Genomic DNA, 13,947 nt, shown 5'->3' with positions numbered 1-13,947 from the left:
GGGGCGGGTGCGGGGTGGCGATAGCCGGGCCGGTGCAGCGCCGCCGGGGCGGCCGCGGCGAACCCGGCGCCGGTAGCGACCCGGTGCGCCGGGTCTTTGGCCATCGCCGTCGCGATCACGTCATCGAGTCCCGCCGGCAGCCAGGGCGCCACATCGGTGACCCGCGGCGGCGGCTGCTGCAGGTGGGCCATCATCAGCGCCGGCGCCCCGTGCGCCTCGGCGAACGGAGTCTTCCCGGTCAGCAACCGAAACAGGCTGCAGGCCAACGAATACAGATCCGCACGCCCATCCGGCGGGTCACCGGCGATGATCTCCGGTGCCGCATACGACAGGGTGGCCATCACCGCCCCCGTCCCGGTCAAGCTGACGTCATCGAGCGCCCGGGCGATACCGAAATCGCCCAGCAGCACCCGTTCGTCGGCACCAACCGGGCCGGATAGCAACAGGTTCGCCGGTTTGACGTCGCGGTGAATCACCTGGTGTCGATGGGCGTAATCCAAGGCCTTGGCGACCTCGCCGGCGATGTGGATGGCCCGCTGCGGGGTCATCTGACCGCGCCGGAGCGCCTCGTCGGCGTCGGTGCCGTCGACAAACTGCATCGCGATCCACAATTGCCCGTCGTCGGTTTCGCCGCGCCGATAGATGGACACGATGTTGGGGTGATCCAGTCGGGACGCCACGTCAGCCTCGCGGATGAACCGCGACCGGAACTCGGGGTCGCGGGACAACTCCGCGCTGAGCACCTTCAACGCGTCCTGCCGCGGCAGTTCCGGGTTGGCCACCACGTACACCGTGCCCATGCCGCCGGTGCCGAGCACCCGCTGCACCCGATACCCGGCGACCATTGACCCGACGGCGAGCATGCTCACCGGCTCCCACGTGCGGCGACGCGCGGCCCGGACACGAGGTCACAGCGTAGTCGCCCGGCGTCCACCATCAGCCGATGTTGTCCATCATCAGCCGCGCGATATCCGCGGCGCTGCTGGCAAACGCGCTGCGCGAGTCGAGAAAGTAGGGATCCACGTCGACGTTGACCTCGACGATGCAGTTCGCCCGGACGCCGAGGGCCCGATGGCGAAGAATCGTCACCTGCTGGCCGATATTGGTGGCCTGTACGGACGCGGTGAGTAGCCCGTCGGTGGCCTTGACACTGCTGATCGCCCGCGTCTCCTGCGGCGCGTCGCCGTTCCGGCCGAAGATGGTCACCGTGGTGCCATCACAGCGCGACCACTGCTGGGCAAACGTCGTGAACAACGCCTGGGCGTCGGCGGGGGTGGACAAATTCACCGCGGCGGTGTCCACGCCGACCATATCCGTCGAGGCGGTCGGGGGCGCGAAGTGCTCCGAGGCGAAGTTCTGCACCGCCGCGCCCCGGTAGCTGCCCTGCTGGGCCTGGGCCACCACCCCGGCGCACTCGCGGGGCGACGTTTTGGGGTCGGACAACACCCCGACGGGCATCTCGTCGATGCCACCGAACTTCGGCGGAAACAGATGGCTGGCGCTAAGCGGGTGGTTCAACAGCTTCTCCAGCTGTTGCTGATTGGGGAGGACCCGTTTGATGGCCTCCCCGGTGAGCGGCTGCGGTGCCAGGCCGGGTGCGGGCCGCGCGGCGCCGTCGCGCACCACGGTGCAGCCGGTTGCCAGCACTGCGGCCAGCAGCAGCGGCGCCAGCGTCCGCCAGCGGAGTCTCACGGTGTTCATCTTGCCCACGCCCTCGGCCTCTGGGAGCAGCAAGTGGACGACGCCATGAGTGTCGTAGACCGCATCTAGTCTCATCGCCGTGAGGTACGACCGCTACGACTACGCGTTGTCTTTCGTGGCTCTCCTCGCGGTTGCCGGTTGTCGTTCATCTCTGCTCCTGTCATCGCCGGCGATGTCGCTTGCGGGATGCTGACGGTTGATTCCGCTCAAGCGGATGATTTCGGGGACGTGGACCTGATCAGGGTGCCCGCTGGTCTGCTTGCGGCGGCGCTCGACGCAACGGCATAAGTGCAGGTAAACGCCGACATGTCGGCGCTTCGTCATAGATTTCAGATGAATGGACCGTAGAGTGGTGGTCTGCCGTGAGGGGAGCTCGAACATGGCTGTCCGTATCAGTCCCAAGCCTGACGACCGTGCCCAACGCATGGTGTCGAACCCCGCTGAGTACTTCAAGGACGCCCGTGAACGTCTCCACGCCGAAGTGGTCGAGGACATGAACCGTCAGCGCGACCGACGTCGCTCACGCTAGCCGGGGGACGTGACCGGCGCTTGCCCTCCCCTCGAACGGCCAGCGCCGGCGACGATTACGTCGCGCAGACCCGTGGCTCGCGACACGTGGGACGGCCAGGGAAGAGGGAAGGCGTCCGACAAAGTAATAGGTCAGAGGGCAAAAATACCCTCCGACCTTCGGGGTGGCTGACGGGACTCGAACCCGCGACACCCAGGATCACAACCTGGTGCTCTACCAGCTGAACTACAGCCACCATCGCCACCGAACCGGTCCGGCGAAGCGGAGCCGTATCAGCGGCGACGTCGATACTAACCGCTGGGGTGCTCCGCGGCCGAATCGTTTCCCTGCGGCGCGTCCTGCGGCGGCCCCAGCTCCGCCGCGACCGCGGCGATATCGCTGGTAGACGGGCCGGGCGGCGCCACGAAGGCGGTGCTGCGATAGAACTTCAGTTCCCGGATCGATTCGTGGATGTCGGCCAGCGCACGGTGCGCCAGCCCCTTGGCGGGCTGGCCGAAGTAGATCCGCGGATACCAGCGCCGGCACAGCTCCTTGATCGAGCTGACGTCGACCATCCGGTAGTGCAGGTAGGCGTCCAGCAGCGGCATGTCGCGGGCCAAAAACCCCCGGTCGGTGGCGATCGAATTGCCGGCCAGCGGCACCGTCTTGGCCTGTTTGACGTGTTCGCGGATGTAGTCGAGCACGATCGTCTCGGCGGTCGCCACATCGACCGTCGACGCCCGCACCTCGTCAATGAGGCCCGACCGGGTGTGCATGTCGGTGACGACGCCGATCATCGACGACAGCGCGGCGTCCTCGGCGTGGATCACCACGTCGACACCCTCGCCGAGAATGTTGAGGTCACCGTCGGTGACCAGGGCCGCGATCTCGATCAGCTTGTCCGAGCCCAGGTCGAGCCCGGTCATCTCGCAGTCGATCCACACCAGTTCGTCTCGCGCAGCGCTCACAGTGACCCCACGTTAGCCGCTCACCGGCGCGCAACTCCGTCGCGGTGGCACCCAAGCCAAGTAGTGTCGTGCTTTGCCAGCATTAGTTGGGCACCAATCGGGAGAGGACACGCGGCACGATGAGCCCTGAATCGACACCGCCCGCCGACAAGGCGGCGACCCCCGCACAGCAGATCGCCAGCGGCTACGCCGTCGGCGGCCAGGCCCTGGAGCTGGGCACGGTCGTCGTCGACGGCACCGTCGACCCGAGTGCGCAGATCCGCATCCCGCTGGCCACCATCAACCGGCACGGCCTGGTGGCCGGCGCCACCGGCACCGGGAAAACCAAGACCCTGCAGGTGATCGCCGAGCAGCTGTCGGCGGCCGGCGTGCCGGTGCTGATGGCCGACGTCAAGGGCGACCTGTCCGGCTTGGCGCGCCCCGGGGAGGGCAACGACAAGACCACCGAACGCGCCAAGGAGACCGGCGACGACTGGGCGCCGACCGGTTTCCCGGTGGAGTTCCTATCCCTGGGCACCGGCGGGATCGGGGTGCCGGTACGGGCCACCATCTCCAGCTTCGGCCCGGTGCTGTTGTCAAAGGTGCTGGGGCTCAACGCCACCCAGGAGTCGACGCTGGGACTGATTTTCCACTGGGCCGACCAGCAGGGGCTGCCGCTGCTGGACCTGAAGGATCTGCGCTCGGTGATCAGCCGCCTCACCAGCGACGAGGGCAAGGCCGAACTCAAGTCGATCGGCGGCGTGTCGGCGGCGACGGCCGGCGTCATCTTGCGCGCCCTGGTCAACCTGGAAGCCGAGGGCGGCGACACCTTCTTCGGTGAACCCGAACTGGACCCCAAGGATTTGGTGCGGACCGACGAGCAAGGCCGCGGGGTGATCTCGCTGCTGGAGCTGGGCGATCAAGCCGCCCGCCCGGTGCTGTTCTCCACCTTTTTGATGTGGGTGCTGGCCGACCTGTTCACCCTGCTGCCCGAGGTCGGCGACGTGGACAAGCCCAAGCTGGTGTTCTTCTTCGACGAAGCCCACCTGCTGTTCACCGACGCCTCCAAGGCGTTCCTGGAGCAGGTCGAACAGACCGTCAAGCTGATCCGCTCCAAGGGCGTGGGCGTGTTCTTTTGCACCCAGCTGCCCACCGACGTCCCCAACGCGGTGCTCTCGCAGCTGGGCGCCCGGGTTCAGCACGCGTTGCGCGCGTTTACCCCCGACGATCAGAAGGCGCTCACCAAAACGGTGCGCACCTACCCGAAAACCGCTGTCTACGACCTGGAGTCGGCGCTGACGTCGCTGGGCATCGGGGAAGCCATCGTGACCGTGCTCTCCGAGAAGGGGGCCCCGACCCCGGTGGCGTGGACCCGGCTGCGCGCCCCCCGCTCCCTGATGGCCGCGATCGGCACGGACGCGATCCGCTCGGCCGCCCAGGCCAGCCCGCTGCAGGAGCGCTACGGCAAGACCATCGACCGCGAGTCGGCCTACGAAATCCTGGCCGCCAAATACGCGCCGGCCGACGCGTCGGCCGAGCCCGGCGAGGACACGGCAATACCCGCGCCGCCGGAGCCGAAGCTGAGCTGGTGGCGCCGGTTCGGGCGGTGGTTCAAGGGCCTGTTCTCCAGCCCCGCCGCCAAGAGTTTCGCCCGCTCGGCCGGCACCGCGATGGGCCGCGAAATCACCCGCGGCATGATGGGCACCGGCCGGCGCCGGCGCTAGCGGCTACCCGCCGCCCAGCTTCTTGTAGATGAGGCCGGTGATCGGCGTGACGATGGCGCGCGGCGCGTACTGGCTGGCCACCGACATCGCCTTGGAGGTCACGCCCGGCACCACCCGCATCTTGTTGCGCGCCAACGCATCCAGTGACAGCCGGGCGGTGTGCTCGGTGGAAATCCACAGGAAGTCCGGGATCAGCTTGTCCACCAGGGACGCCTCGGCCGGGTCGGGTGCCTCGGCGCGCACCGGACCCGGCGCCAGCAGCGTGACGTGCACGCCGGCGCCGCGCAGCTCCCCGCGCAGCGACTCGCTGAAGGTGTTGACGAACGCCTTGGTCGCGGCGTAGGTGGCGTTGTTGGGGATCGGTGAATTGCCCGCGGCCGAACCCGAAATCAGGATGCCGCCGGCCCGGCGCTCCACCATGCCCGGCAGCACCGCCAACGTCAGGTCGTGCACGGCGACGGCGTTGAGCTGCACCTGGGCTTGCTCGCCCGCCGGATCCAGGCCCGAGACCGGGCCGAAGGTGGCGGTGCCCGCGTTGGCGCACAGGATCGAGATATTGCGGCCGGCCAACTCCGCGCACAGCTTGTCGCGGGCGGCGGGGTCGGCCAGATCGACCGGCCGCACTTCGACGATGACGCCGTACTTGTCGGTCAGCCGGGCGGCCAGCTCGTTGAGCACCTCTTCGCGGCGGGCGGTGACGATCAGGTGATGGCCGCGGGCGGCCAGCTCGGTGGCCAGCGCCTCACCAATGTTTTGTGAGGCACCGGTGACGACGGCACGAGCATCGGGGCTGGGAGCGGGGACCGGCATGCGCCAATCGTAGAGTGCCAAGCATGGGTGACCCGGGATCGGGTTCGCGCACATCCGAGCGATCCCGGGTGTCGGCGTGGGCCGTACGCGCATGGGGTTTGCGGCGATCCCCGGTGGCGGCGTGGGTGCTGTGGGACTGCGGGTCCAGCGGCCTGGGCGCGGTCGTGGTGACGTTCGTGTTCTCGGTGTATTTGACCAGCAGCGTGGGCGAGGACATGCCCGGCGGAGCCTCGCCGGCCAGCTGGCTGGGCCGGTCGCTGGCGGTGGCGGGGTTGACCGTCGCGGTGCTGGCGCCGGTGATCGGGGTCTGGGTGGCCGCGCCGCGCCGGCGGCGGGTGGCGCTGGCCACGTTCACCGGGCTCGCGGTGGCGTTGACCTGCGCGATGATCCTGATCCGAGACCAGCCGGGCTACCTGTGGCCGGGGCTGGCGTTGCTGGCGGCGACCGCGGCCTGCGGCGATTTGGCCACCGTCCCCTACAACGCGATGCTGCGGCAGCTGTCGACCCCGGCCACCTCCGGTCGGATCTCCGGCCTGGGCTATGCGGCCGGCTACACCGGGGACGTGGCGCTGCTGCTGGTGGTCTACCTGGGGTTCATGGTCGGCGACGGCGCCACCCGGGGCTGGCTGGGGTTGCCGGTTGCCGACGGCGTCAATGTGCGGGCCGCGATGCTGCTGACCGCGGCGTGGATGGCGGTGTTTGCGCTGCCGCTGCTGCGCACCGCGCACCGGCTGCCCGCGCCGGCCGAACCGCCGCGCCCGGTGGCCGGCCTGCTGGACGGCTACCGCCAGCTGTGGTCGGACATCACCGCGGAATGGCGCCGCGACCGCAACCTGGCCTACTACCTGCTGGCCAGCGCCGTCTTCCGGGACGGCCTGACCGGGGTGTTCACCTTCGGCGCGGTGCTCGGGGTCAGCGTCTACCAGGTGTCGAAGGCCGACGTGCTGATCTTCGGGATGGCGGCCTGCGTGGTGGCCGCGCTGGGGGCGGTGGTCGGCGGATTCCTCGACGGCCGGATCGGATCCAAGGCGGTGATCGTCGGATCGCTGGCCGCCATCATCGGGGCCGGCCTGGCGCTGATGGCGTTGTCGGGTCCGCTGGCCTTCTGGGTGTGCGGGCTGGCGCTGTCGCTGTTCATCGGCCCGGCGCAGTCCTCGGCGCGGACCCTGCTGCTGCGGATGGTGCCCGACGGCAAGGAGGGGGTGGCCTTCGGCCTGTACACGATGACCGGCCGCGCGGTGTCGTTCCTGGCGCCGTGGCTGTTCTCGGTGTTCGTCGACGCATTTCACGCCGACCGCGCCGGCATGGGCGGGCTGTGCACGGTGCTGGCCCTGGGCCTGGCGGCGATGCTGGCGGTGCGCGTTCCGCCGCACCGGCACCTGCGCGGCAGCCGGTAGCGTTTACTCCCGTGAACCGCCTCCGATGGCTGGCGCTGGCGTTGTGCCTGGCACCCGCCGCGTGCAGCACCGTCGTCGCCGGCAGCCCGCACGCCGCCGAGCGGGGCGGCACCGCACCCGGCGGCCCCATTCAGCCGGCCCAACTCCAGGATTTGCTGACCCCGTCGGATTCGCTGGCGGTGGTCCCGGGCAGCCCGTTGTTTGAGACCAACATGCAGGCGGCGATCTTCATCGCCGCCGACCCGGCGGACTGCCACGGGGTGGTGGGGTTCGGTCGTTTCCCGCTGTTCCCGACCGACTACACCGGTCGCGAGGCCCGCACCCAGGTCGACAACTCCGCCGACCAGCACCAACTGCTGGAGGCGTCGGCGACCTACCCCAGCGACTTCGACGCGGCGGGTTTCCTGAAATCGGTGCGCGACACGGTCACCCGCTGCCAACACCCGGTCAGCGCATGGGGTGATGCCGGCAGGAAATACACGGTGGACCCGACGCCGTTGACCGCCAGCGCACCCGAGATCGCGCACTGGTCGACGAATCTGGCTGGTGAGCAGTGGATCTGCGAATTTTCGGTGATCGCCAAGGCCAACGTGGTCGCCGAGGTGGTCACCTGCTCGCCGGATCGCTCGATCGACAATCAGGCACTGGCCGCGCAGCGGCTGGCGAAAATCGACGAGCTGCTGCACTCCACCGCGTAACCCGGCTAGCCGCCGTTGGACAGGCAGACCGTCAGCACCGACCCGGTGCGTTGCGACACCTGCGCGCCGTCGACGGTGATCGTGCAGGTGACTTCTTCACCGATGTTGGCCACGGTCACACTGGCCGGCGTCGAGGAGTCCAGGGTGACTTCCTTGCTCCACGGCAGCGGCACGTTGAACTCGTTTTGCACCACGCCGTCGGCGTCGGTGTAGATGATGCTCATCGCCCGCCCCGAGCCGGTGACGCTGTAGACCACGGTCTGGGGTGCGCCCGAGCCGGACGTCGTGGTGGGCGAGGTGCCGCCGGTGCCCGGCTCGGTGGTCGTCGTGGGGGACCGGCCGCTGGTGGTCGGGACCGGGCTGCGGGTGCCGGCCTTGGTGCTGGGGGTGCCGGGAAACGGCGTGACCGTGGCGGATTTGTTGGCCGACCCGTTGGCGATCACCAGCGCGATGACCAGCCCCACCACCAGCAGCACCGCCGCGCCGGCCGCCAGCCACAACCATTTCGGTGACTTCGGCGGTTCGGGTGGCGGGGGTTCACTGCCGGTCGGCTGCGGTTCGGCCGGCCCCCACTGCTGCTGGGCGGCCGGCTCGGTCGGGCCCGGCGGGTACGCGGATTGGTAGCCGGCGCCGTAGGTCGGGGTCTGCCCCGCGTAGGCCGGATCGGTGTACGCCGGATAGCGGTCCGTCGGTTCGGATCCCTGCCAGCCCGACTGCCCGGGTCGATACGGATCGCTCATGCACACCTCATGGCTTGCAGGGTACCTGCGCGCCGATCCGGTGCTCATCGTCACCGGTCACGTGCAGCGCGGCCAGCGTCATCGCCCGCATCAACGCCCGCGAGCGCGCCGACGGCGTCGGCCGGCCGCCGGCGGGCTTGATGCTGTGCGGCGTCGAGTTCAGCAGGCCGAACGCGGCGTGCGCCATCAGCCGGGCGTCGGACTCGGCCAGCGCGGGATCCAGCTCGCGCAGCACCTCGACCCAGATCTCCACGTACCGGCGTTGCGCGTGCCGCACCTGCCGTTCGGCGGGCGGGGGCAGTTGCGCAAGGTCACGGTCCTGAATGCGGATGAGATCCGGCTCCCCGAACACGAAGTCCAGGTGGAAGTCGATCAGCTGGCCCATCTTGGCGGCCGCCCCGGATGGCTGCGACCGGATCTGCTGGGCACCGGTCAACAGCCGGGTACTGATCCCCACCAGCAACTCCACCAGCAGCGACTCCTTATTGGGGAAGTGGCGGTAGATGGCCGGACCGCTGACCCCGGCGGCGGCGCCGATGTCCTCCAGCCGCACCGCCTGGAAACCGCGTTCGGCGAAGAGCCGCTCGGCGGCCGACAACAACTGGCCGCGCCGATCGGATTTCAGCTGGCTTCGGCGACTGGGTGCCTCCGCGTCGCTACCGCGGCCGGTGGGGGCGGACGCTGCCATGACGGCTCCTAGACACTTCGGTTAATCGTCACTAACGTAACACGCGTTAGTCCTGGTGAACTTGGCCTTCGCGATCCGGTGGAGGATGACGTGGCGGCGCAGTCCTACGCCCGCGGGGAGACTCACCCGGCGTTGCTGGAGGCGACGATCGGAGCCAACCTGGCGGCCACCGCGGCGCGGTTCCCGCAGCGGGCGGCGCTGGTCGACGTGGCGGCCGGGCGCCGGTGGAGTTACGCCGAACTGCGGGCCGATGTGCGCCGGTTGGCGACCGGGCTGGTGCGCGCCGGGATCGGACCCGGTGACCGGGTGGGGATCTGGGCGCCGAACCGGTGGGAATGGGTGCTGGTGCAGTACGCGACCGCCGAGATCGGTGCGCTGCTGGTGACGATCAACCCGGCCTACCGGGGTCACGAGCTGGAGTACGCGCTGCGCCAGTCCGGGCCGGCGATGGTGATCGCCGCCCCCGGTTTCAAGGGCTCCGACTACGTCGCGATGCTGGCCGACGTGACGCCGCGGTGCCCGGCGGTGGGGGAGGTGGTGTTTCTGGGCGGTGCGCGCTGGGAGGAGCTGTCCGGTGGCGCGGCCGACCCGCCGCTGTTGGCGGGGATCGCGGCACGGCTGGCTGCGCGCGACCCGATCAATATCCAATACACCTCGGGCACAACGGGATACCCGAAGGGCGCGACGCTGAGCCACCGCAACATCCTCAACAACGGTTATTTGGTGGGGGAGCTGCTGGGTTACACCGAGACCGACCGGGTCTGCATCCCGGTGCCGTTCTATCACTGCTTCGGCATGGTGCTGGGCAATCTGGCGGCCACCAGTCACGGTGCGGCCATGGTGATTCCGGGACCGGGTTTCGACCCGGTGGCCACGCTGCGCGCGGTGCACGACGAGGGCTGCACCAGCCTGTACGGGGTGCCGACGATGTTCATCGCGGAGCTGGGCGCGCCGGATTTCGCCGACTACGACCTGAGCAGTTTGCGCACCGGGATCATGGCCGGCTCGCCGTGCCCGGCGGAGGTGATGCGCACGGTGATCGAGCGCATGCACATGGCCGAGGTGGCCATCTGTTACGGCATGACCGAAACCGCGCCGGTGTCCACCCAAACCCGGGCCGATGACTCGCTGGCGCGGCGGGTGAGCACCGTCGGGCGGGTGTGCCCGCACCTGGAGATCAAGCTGATCGACCCGGACACCGGGGCGACCGTGCCGCGCGGCGCGGTGGGCGAGTTCTGCACCCGGGGCTATTCGGTGATGACCGGGTATTGGAACGAGCCGGACAAGACCGCGCAGGTCATCGACGCCGACGGCTGGATGCACAGCGGGGACCTGGCGACGATGGATGACGACGGGTATGTGCAGATCACCGGCCGGATCAAGGACATGGTGATCCGGGGCGGGGAGAACATCTACCCCCGCGAGATCGAGGAGTTCCTCTACACCCATCCCGACGTGGTGGACGCCCAGGTCATCGGGGTGCCCGACGAGGTCTACGGCGAGGAGCTGATGGCGGTGGTCCAACTGCGGGATGGGGCGCCGGAGCTGACGATCGAGGGATTGCGCGCGTTTTGCGCCGGGCGGCTCGCGCACTTCAAGATCCCGCGCTACCTGCGGGTGGTCGACGAGTTCCCGATGACGGTCACCGGGAAGGTCCGCAAGGACCTGATGCGCGAACAGGCCAGCGAATACCTGCGCGGCGACTGACAGCGCGTCGCGAGAATGGTATTGTCGGCGTCAGTTAATGATTATTAACTGAAATCGAGAGGCGGGTGGCGATGGACAAGGTCGTGGCCACGGCGGCGGACGCCGTCGCCGACGTGACCGACGGGTCGTCGCTGGCCGTCGGCGGGTTCGGGCTGTGCGGAATCCCCGAGGCGCTGATCGCGGCGCTGCTGGAGTTGGGGGTCCGCGATCTGGAGACGGTGTCGAACAACTGCGGCGTCGACGGGATCGGCCTGGGTGTGCTGTTAGCCCACAAACGGATCCGGCGCACCGTCAGCTCCTATGTCGGCGAGAACAAGGAATTCGCCCGGCAGTTCTTGTCCGGTGAACTCGAGGTGGAGTTGACCCCGCAGGGCACGCTGGCCGAACGGTTGCGGGCCGGCGGGGTCGGCATCCCGGCGTTCTATACGCCCAGCGGGGTCGGCACGCAGGTCGCCGACGGTGGCCTGCCGTGGCGCTACGATTCCTCCGGCGCGGTGGCGGTGGCCTCGCCCGCCAAGGAAACCCGCGAATTCGACGGCCGCACTTACGTTCTGGAGCACGCGATCCGCACCGACTTCGCCCTGGTGCACGCCTTCAAGGGCGACCGGCACGGCAACCTGGTGTACCGGGAGGCCGCGGCCAACTTCAACCCGGACTGCGCGGCGGCCGGCCGGATCACCATCGCCGAGGTCGAGCACCTCGTCGAGCCCGGCGAGATCGACCCCGCGCAGGTGCACACCCCGGGTATCCACGTGCACCGGGTGGTGCACGTGCCCAACCCGGTCAAGCGGATCGAGAAGGAGACGGTGCGCTGATGGCCCTTACCAGAGACGAACTGGCCGCGCGGGTGGCCGCCGAGCTGCAAGACGGGCAATACGTCAACCTCGGCATCGGCCTGCCCACGCTGATCCCCAATCACATTCCCGCCGGCGTGACCGTCGTGTTGCACTCGGAGAACGGCATCCTGGGCGTCGGGCCGTATCCGCGCCGCGAGGACCTGGACGCGGATCTGATCAACGCCGGCAAGGAGACGGTCACGACCCGGCCCGGCGCGTCGTTCTTCTCGTCCTCGGCGTCGTTCGGGATCATTCGCGGCGGCCACCTCGATGTCGCGGTGCTGGGCGCCATGCAGGTCTCGGCCGTCGGTGATCTGGCCAACTGGATGATCCCGGGCAAGATGATCAAGGGCATGGGCGGGGCGATGGACCTGGTGCACGGCGCCCGGCGGGTGATCGTGATGATGGAGCACACCGCCAAGGACGGCAGCGCCAAGATCGTCGAGCACTGCAGCCTGCCGCTGACCGGGGCGCGGTGCGTGAACCGCATCATCACCGACCTGGCCGTCATCGACGTCGCCGCCGACGGGCTGCACCTGGTGGAGACCGCGCCCGGGGTGTCCGTCGATGAGGTGGTCGCCAAAACCGAACCGCCGCTGGTGCTTCCGGTCGCATCATGACCACCGCCACCTTCACCGATGAGCACCGCCGGCTGGTCGCCGAGCTGGATGCCAAGCTCGCGGCCGCCGCCCGGGGCGGCAGCGAGAAGGCGCGGGAACGCCACGTCGCGCGGGGCAAGTTGTTGCCCCGCGACCGGGTGGACCGGCTGCTGGACGCGGGCAGCCCGTTTCTGGAGCTGTCCCCGCTGGCCGCCGACGGCATGTACGACGACGAGTGCCCCGGCGCCGGCATCATCACCGGCATCGGGCGGGTGTCCGGGCGCGAATGCGTGATCGTCGCCAACGACGCCACCGTCAAGGGCGGCACCTACTACCCGATCACGGTCAAAAAGCACCTGCGCGCCCAGGAGGTGGCGCTGGGTAACCGGCTGCCGTGCCTGTACCTGGTCGACTCCGGCGGCGCGTTTTTGCCCCGCCAAGACGAGGTGTTCCCGGACCGCGAGCATTTCGGGCGGATCTTCTACAACCAGGCCACGATGAGCGCGGCGGGCATCCCGCAGGTGGCCGCGGTGCTCGGCTCGTGCACCGCCGGCGGCGCGTACGTGCCGGCGATGAGCGACGAAGCCGTCATCGTCCGCGAGCAGGGCACCATCTTTCTGGGCGGCCCGCCGCTGGTCAAGGCCGCCACCGGCGAGATCGTCACCGCCGAAGAACTCGGCGGCGGCGCGTTGCACTCGCGGATCTCCGGGGTCACCGACCACCTGGCCGACGACGACGAGCACGCGCTGCGCATCGTGCGGCGGATCGTGAGCACCTTCGGCCCGCGCGAACCCAGCCCCTGGGAGGTGATCCGCAGCAGGGAACCGCAGCACCCGGCCACCGAGCTGTACGACGTGGTGCCGCCGGACCCGCGGGTGCCCTACGACGTGCACGAGGTGATCACCCGGCTGGTCGACGGCAGCGAATTCGCCGAGTTCAAGGCCGAATACGGCAAGACGCTGGTGACCGGCTTCGCCCGCATCCACGGCCATCCGGTCGGCATCATCGCCAACAACGGGGTGCTGTTCGGCGAATCCGCGGTCAAGGGCGCGCATTTCATCGAGCTGTGCGACAAACGCCGCACCCCGCTGCTGTTCCTGCAAAACATCGCCGGGTTCATGGTGGGCCGCGACTACGAGGCCGGCGGCATCGCCAAACACGGCGCCAAGATGGTCACCGCGGTGGCCTGCGCCCGGGTGCCGAAGCTGACCGTGGTGATCGGCGGCTCCTACGGCGCCGGCAACTACTCGATGTGCGGCCGGGCGTATTCGCCGCGGTTTTTGTGGATGTGGCCCAACGCCCGGATCTCGGTGATGGGCGGTGAGCAGGCCGCGTCGGTGCTGGCGACGGTGCGCGGCGATCAGCTCGAGGCGGCGGGCACGCCGTGGACGGCCGAGCAGCAAGAGCAGTTCAAGGCGCCGATCCGCGACCAGTACGAGGCGCAGGGCAACCCGTACTATTCGACCGCGCGGTGCTGGGACGACGGGATCATCGACCCGGCGCAGACCAGAACCGTGGTGGGGCTTGCGCTTTCGGTGTGCGCGAACGCGCCGCTGGACCCGGTTTCCTACGGCGTTTTCCGGATGTGAGGC

Annotated in this window: 13 protein-coding genes and 1 tRNA gene; 7 read left to right on the top strand and 7 right to left on the bottom strand. The window is 69.3% G+C overall.

Features of this window, described 5'->3' with window-relative positions:
* The 4 genes from BKN37_RS11030 to orn all read right to left on the bottom strand — a co-directional run.
* A partial coding sequence (locus tag BKN37_RS11030) for a serine/threonine-protein kinase (RefSeq protein WP_131823567.1) occupies positions 1-863 on the bottom strand: 863 nt, incomplete at its 3' end.
* A gap of 73 nt (positions 864-936) precedes the next feature.
* Positions 937-1,776 (bottom strand): sensor domain-containing protein, encoded by an 840-nt coding sequence (locus BKN37_RS11025; RefSeq protein ID WP_083341722.1) that lies wholly within the window; start codon positions 1,774-1,776, stop codon positions 937-939.
* A 616-nt stretch (positions 1,777-2,392) separates the two neighbouring features.
* Positions 2,393-2,465: transfer RNA gene (locus tag BKN37_RS11020), tRNA-His, on the bottom strand.
* Between the two features lie 55 nt (positions 2,466-2,520).
* Entirely contained in the window at positions 2,521-3,177 is a 657-nt protein-coding gene (gene orn, locus BKN37_RS11015) for an oligoribonuclease (RefSeq protein ID WP_083341721.1), read from the bottom strand.
* Between the two features lie 119 nt (positions 3,178-3,296).
* Here orn and BKN37_RS11010 point away from each other — a divergent pair, with 119 nt between their 5' ends.
* A complete protein-coding gene (locus tag BKN37_RS11010) occupies positions 3,297-4,880 on the top strand; it encodes a helicase HerA-like domain-containing protein (protein WP_071025502.1) in 1,584 nt (527 codons plus the stop codon).
* A gap of 3 nt (positions 4,881-4,883) precedes the next feature.
* On the opposite strand, the gene cmrA is transcribed toward BKN37_RS11010, so the two are convergent.
* Positions 4,884-5,690 carry a mycolate reductase gene (cmrA, locus tag BKN37_RS11005; RefSeq protein WP_071025501.1) on the bottom strand — a complete coding sequence of 269 codons (807 nt, stop codon included), beginning with the start codon at positions 5,688-5,690 and terminating at the stop codon, positions 4,884-4,886.
* A gap of 14 nt (positions 5,691-5,704) precedes the next feature.
* Here cmrA and BKN37_RS11000 point away from each other — a divergent pair, with 14 nt between their 5' ends.
* Positions 5,705-7,087: an MFS transporter gene (locus BKN37_RS11000; RefSeq protein WP_423212780.1), complete on the top strand. Its 1,383-nt coding sequence runs from the start codon at positions 5,705-5,707 to the stop codon at positions 7,085-7,087.
* Between the two features lie 11 nt (positions 7,088-7,098).
* A complete protein-coding gene (locus BKN37_RS10995) occupies positions 7,099-7,785 on the top strand; it encodes a sensor domain-containing protein (RefSeq protein WP_083341719.1) in 687 nt (228 codons plus the stop codon).
* Positions 7,786-7,790: 5 nt separating this feature from the next.
* On the opposite strand, the gene BKN37_RS10990 is transcribed toward BKN37_RS10995, so the two are convergent.
* Together BKN37_RS10990 and BKN37_RS10985 are read right to left on the bottom strand one after the other, a co-directional pair.
* The gene (locus tag BKN37_RS10990; RefSeq protein WP_071025499.1) at positions 7,791-8,525 is read right to left on the bottom strand and encodes an MmpS family transport accessory protein; all 735 of its coding nucleotides are present in this window, start codon (positions 8,523-8,525) and stop codon (positions 7,791-7,793) included.
* Positions 8,526-8,532: 7 nt separating this feature from the next.
* Positions 8,533-9,213 carry an SACE_7040 family transcriptional regulator gene (locus tag BKN37_RS10985; protein WP_071025492.1) on the bottom strand — a complete coding sequence of 227 codons (681 nt, stop codon included), beginning with the start codon at positions 9,211-9,213 and terminating at the stop codon, positions 8,533-8,535.
* A 78-nt stretch (positions 9,214-9,291) separates the two neighbouring features.
* Between BKN37_RS10985 and BKN37_RS10980 the strand changes: the two genes are divergently transcribed.
* The 4 genes from BKN37_RS10980 to BKN37_RS10965 all read left to right on the top strand — a co-directional run bounded on the left by BKN37_RS10980 (position 9,292) and on the right by BKN37_RS10965 (position 13,944).
* A complete protein-coding gene (locus tag BKN37_RS10980; RefSeq protein ID WP_071025490.1) occupies positions 9,292-10,920 on the top strand; it encodes an AMP-binding protein in 1,629 nt (542 codons plus the stop codon).
* 71 nt (positions 10,921-10,991) lie between these two features.
* Complete coding sequence (locus BKN37_RS10975; RefSeq protein ID WP_071025487.1) at positions 10,992-11,735, top strand: CoA transferase subunit A; 744 nt, start codon at positions 10,992-10,994, stop codon at positions 11,733-11,735.
* The gene (locus BKN37_RS10970) at positions 11,735-12,376 is read left to right on the top strand and encodes a 3-oxoacid CoA-transferase subunit B (protein WP_071025484.1); all 642 of its coding nucleotides are present in this window, start codon (positions 11,735-11,737) and stop codon (positions 12,374-12,376) included. Before BKN37_RS10975 ends, BKN37_RS10970 begins: the two co-directional genes overlap by 1 nt.
* Positions 12,373-13,944 (top strand): carboxyl transferase domain-containing protein, encoded by a 1,572-nt coding sequence (locus tag BKN37_RS10965; RefSeq protein WP_071025481.1) that lies wholly within the window; start codon positions 12,373-12,375, stop codon positions 13,942-13,944. The genes BKN37_RS10970 and BKN37_RS10965 overlap by 4 nt, the downstream gene beginning before the upstream one ends.
* Positions 13,945-13,947 lie beyond the last annotated feature (3 nt).

Source organism: Mycobacterium talmoniae (assembly GCF_001854525.1).
Taxonomy (GTDB): domain Bacteria; phylum Actinomycetota; class Actinomycetes; order Mycobacteriales; family Mycobacteriaceae; genus Mycobacterium; species Mycobacterium talmoniae.
Note: the sequence above shows the minus strand (reverse complement) of the source record. Positions and strands in the feature narration are given on the sequence as shown.

What these genes read in the sequence shown, in the direction of transcription:
- BKN37_RS10985 (WP_071025492.1), bottom strand. Translation starts at nt 9,213, where the DNA reads ATGGCAGCGTCCGCCCCCACCGGCCGCGGTAGCGACGCGGAGGCACCC.
- BKN37_RS10965 (WP_071025481.1), top strand. Translation starts at nt 12,373, where the DNA reads ATGACCACCGCCACCTTCACCGATGAGCACCGCCGGCTGGTCGCCGAG.
- cmrA (WP_071025501.1), bottom strand. Translation starts at nt 5,690, where the DNA reads ATGCCGGTCCCCGCTCCCAGCCCCGATGCTCGTGCCGTCGTCACCGGT.
- BKN37_RS11025 (WP_083341722.1), bottom strand. Translation starts at nt 1,776, where the DNA reads ATGAGACTAGATGCGGTCTACGACACTCATGGCGTCGTCCACTTGCTG.
- BKN37_RS10970 (WP_071025484.1), top strand. Translation starts at nt 11,735, where the DNA reads ATGGCCCTTACCAGAGACGAACTGGCCGCGCGGGTGGCCGCCGAGCTG.
- BKN37_RS10990 (WP_071025499.1), bottom strand. Translation starts at nt 8,525, where the DNA reads ATGAGCGATCCGTATCGACCCGGGCAGTCGGGCTGGCAGGGATCCGAA.
- BKN37_RS11010 (WP_071025502.1), top strand. Translation starts at nt 3,297, where the DNA reads ATGAGCCCTGAATCGACACCGCCCGCCGACAAGGCGGCGACCCCCGCA.
- BKN37_RS10975 (WP_071025487.1), top strand. Translation starts at nt 10,992, where the DNA reads ATGGACAAGGTCGTGGCCACGGCGGCGGACGCCGTCGCCGACGTGACC.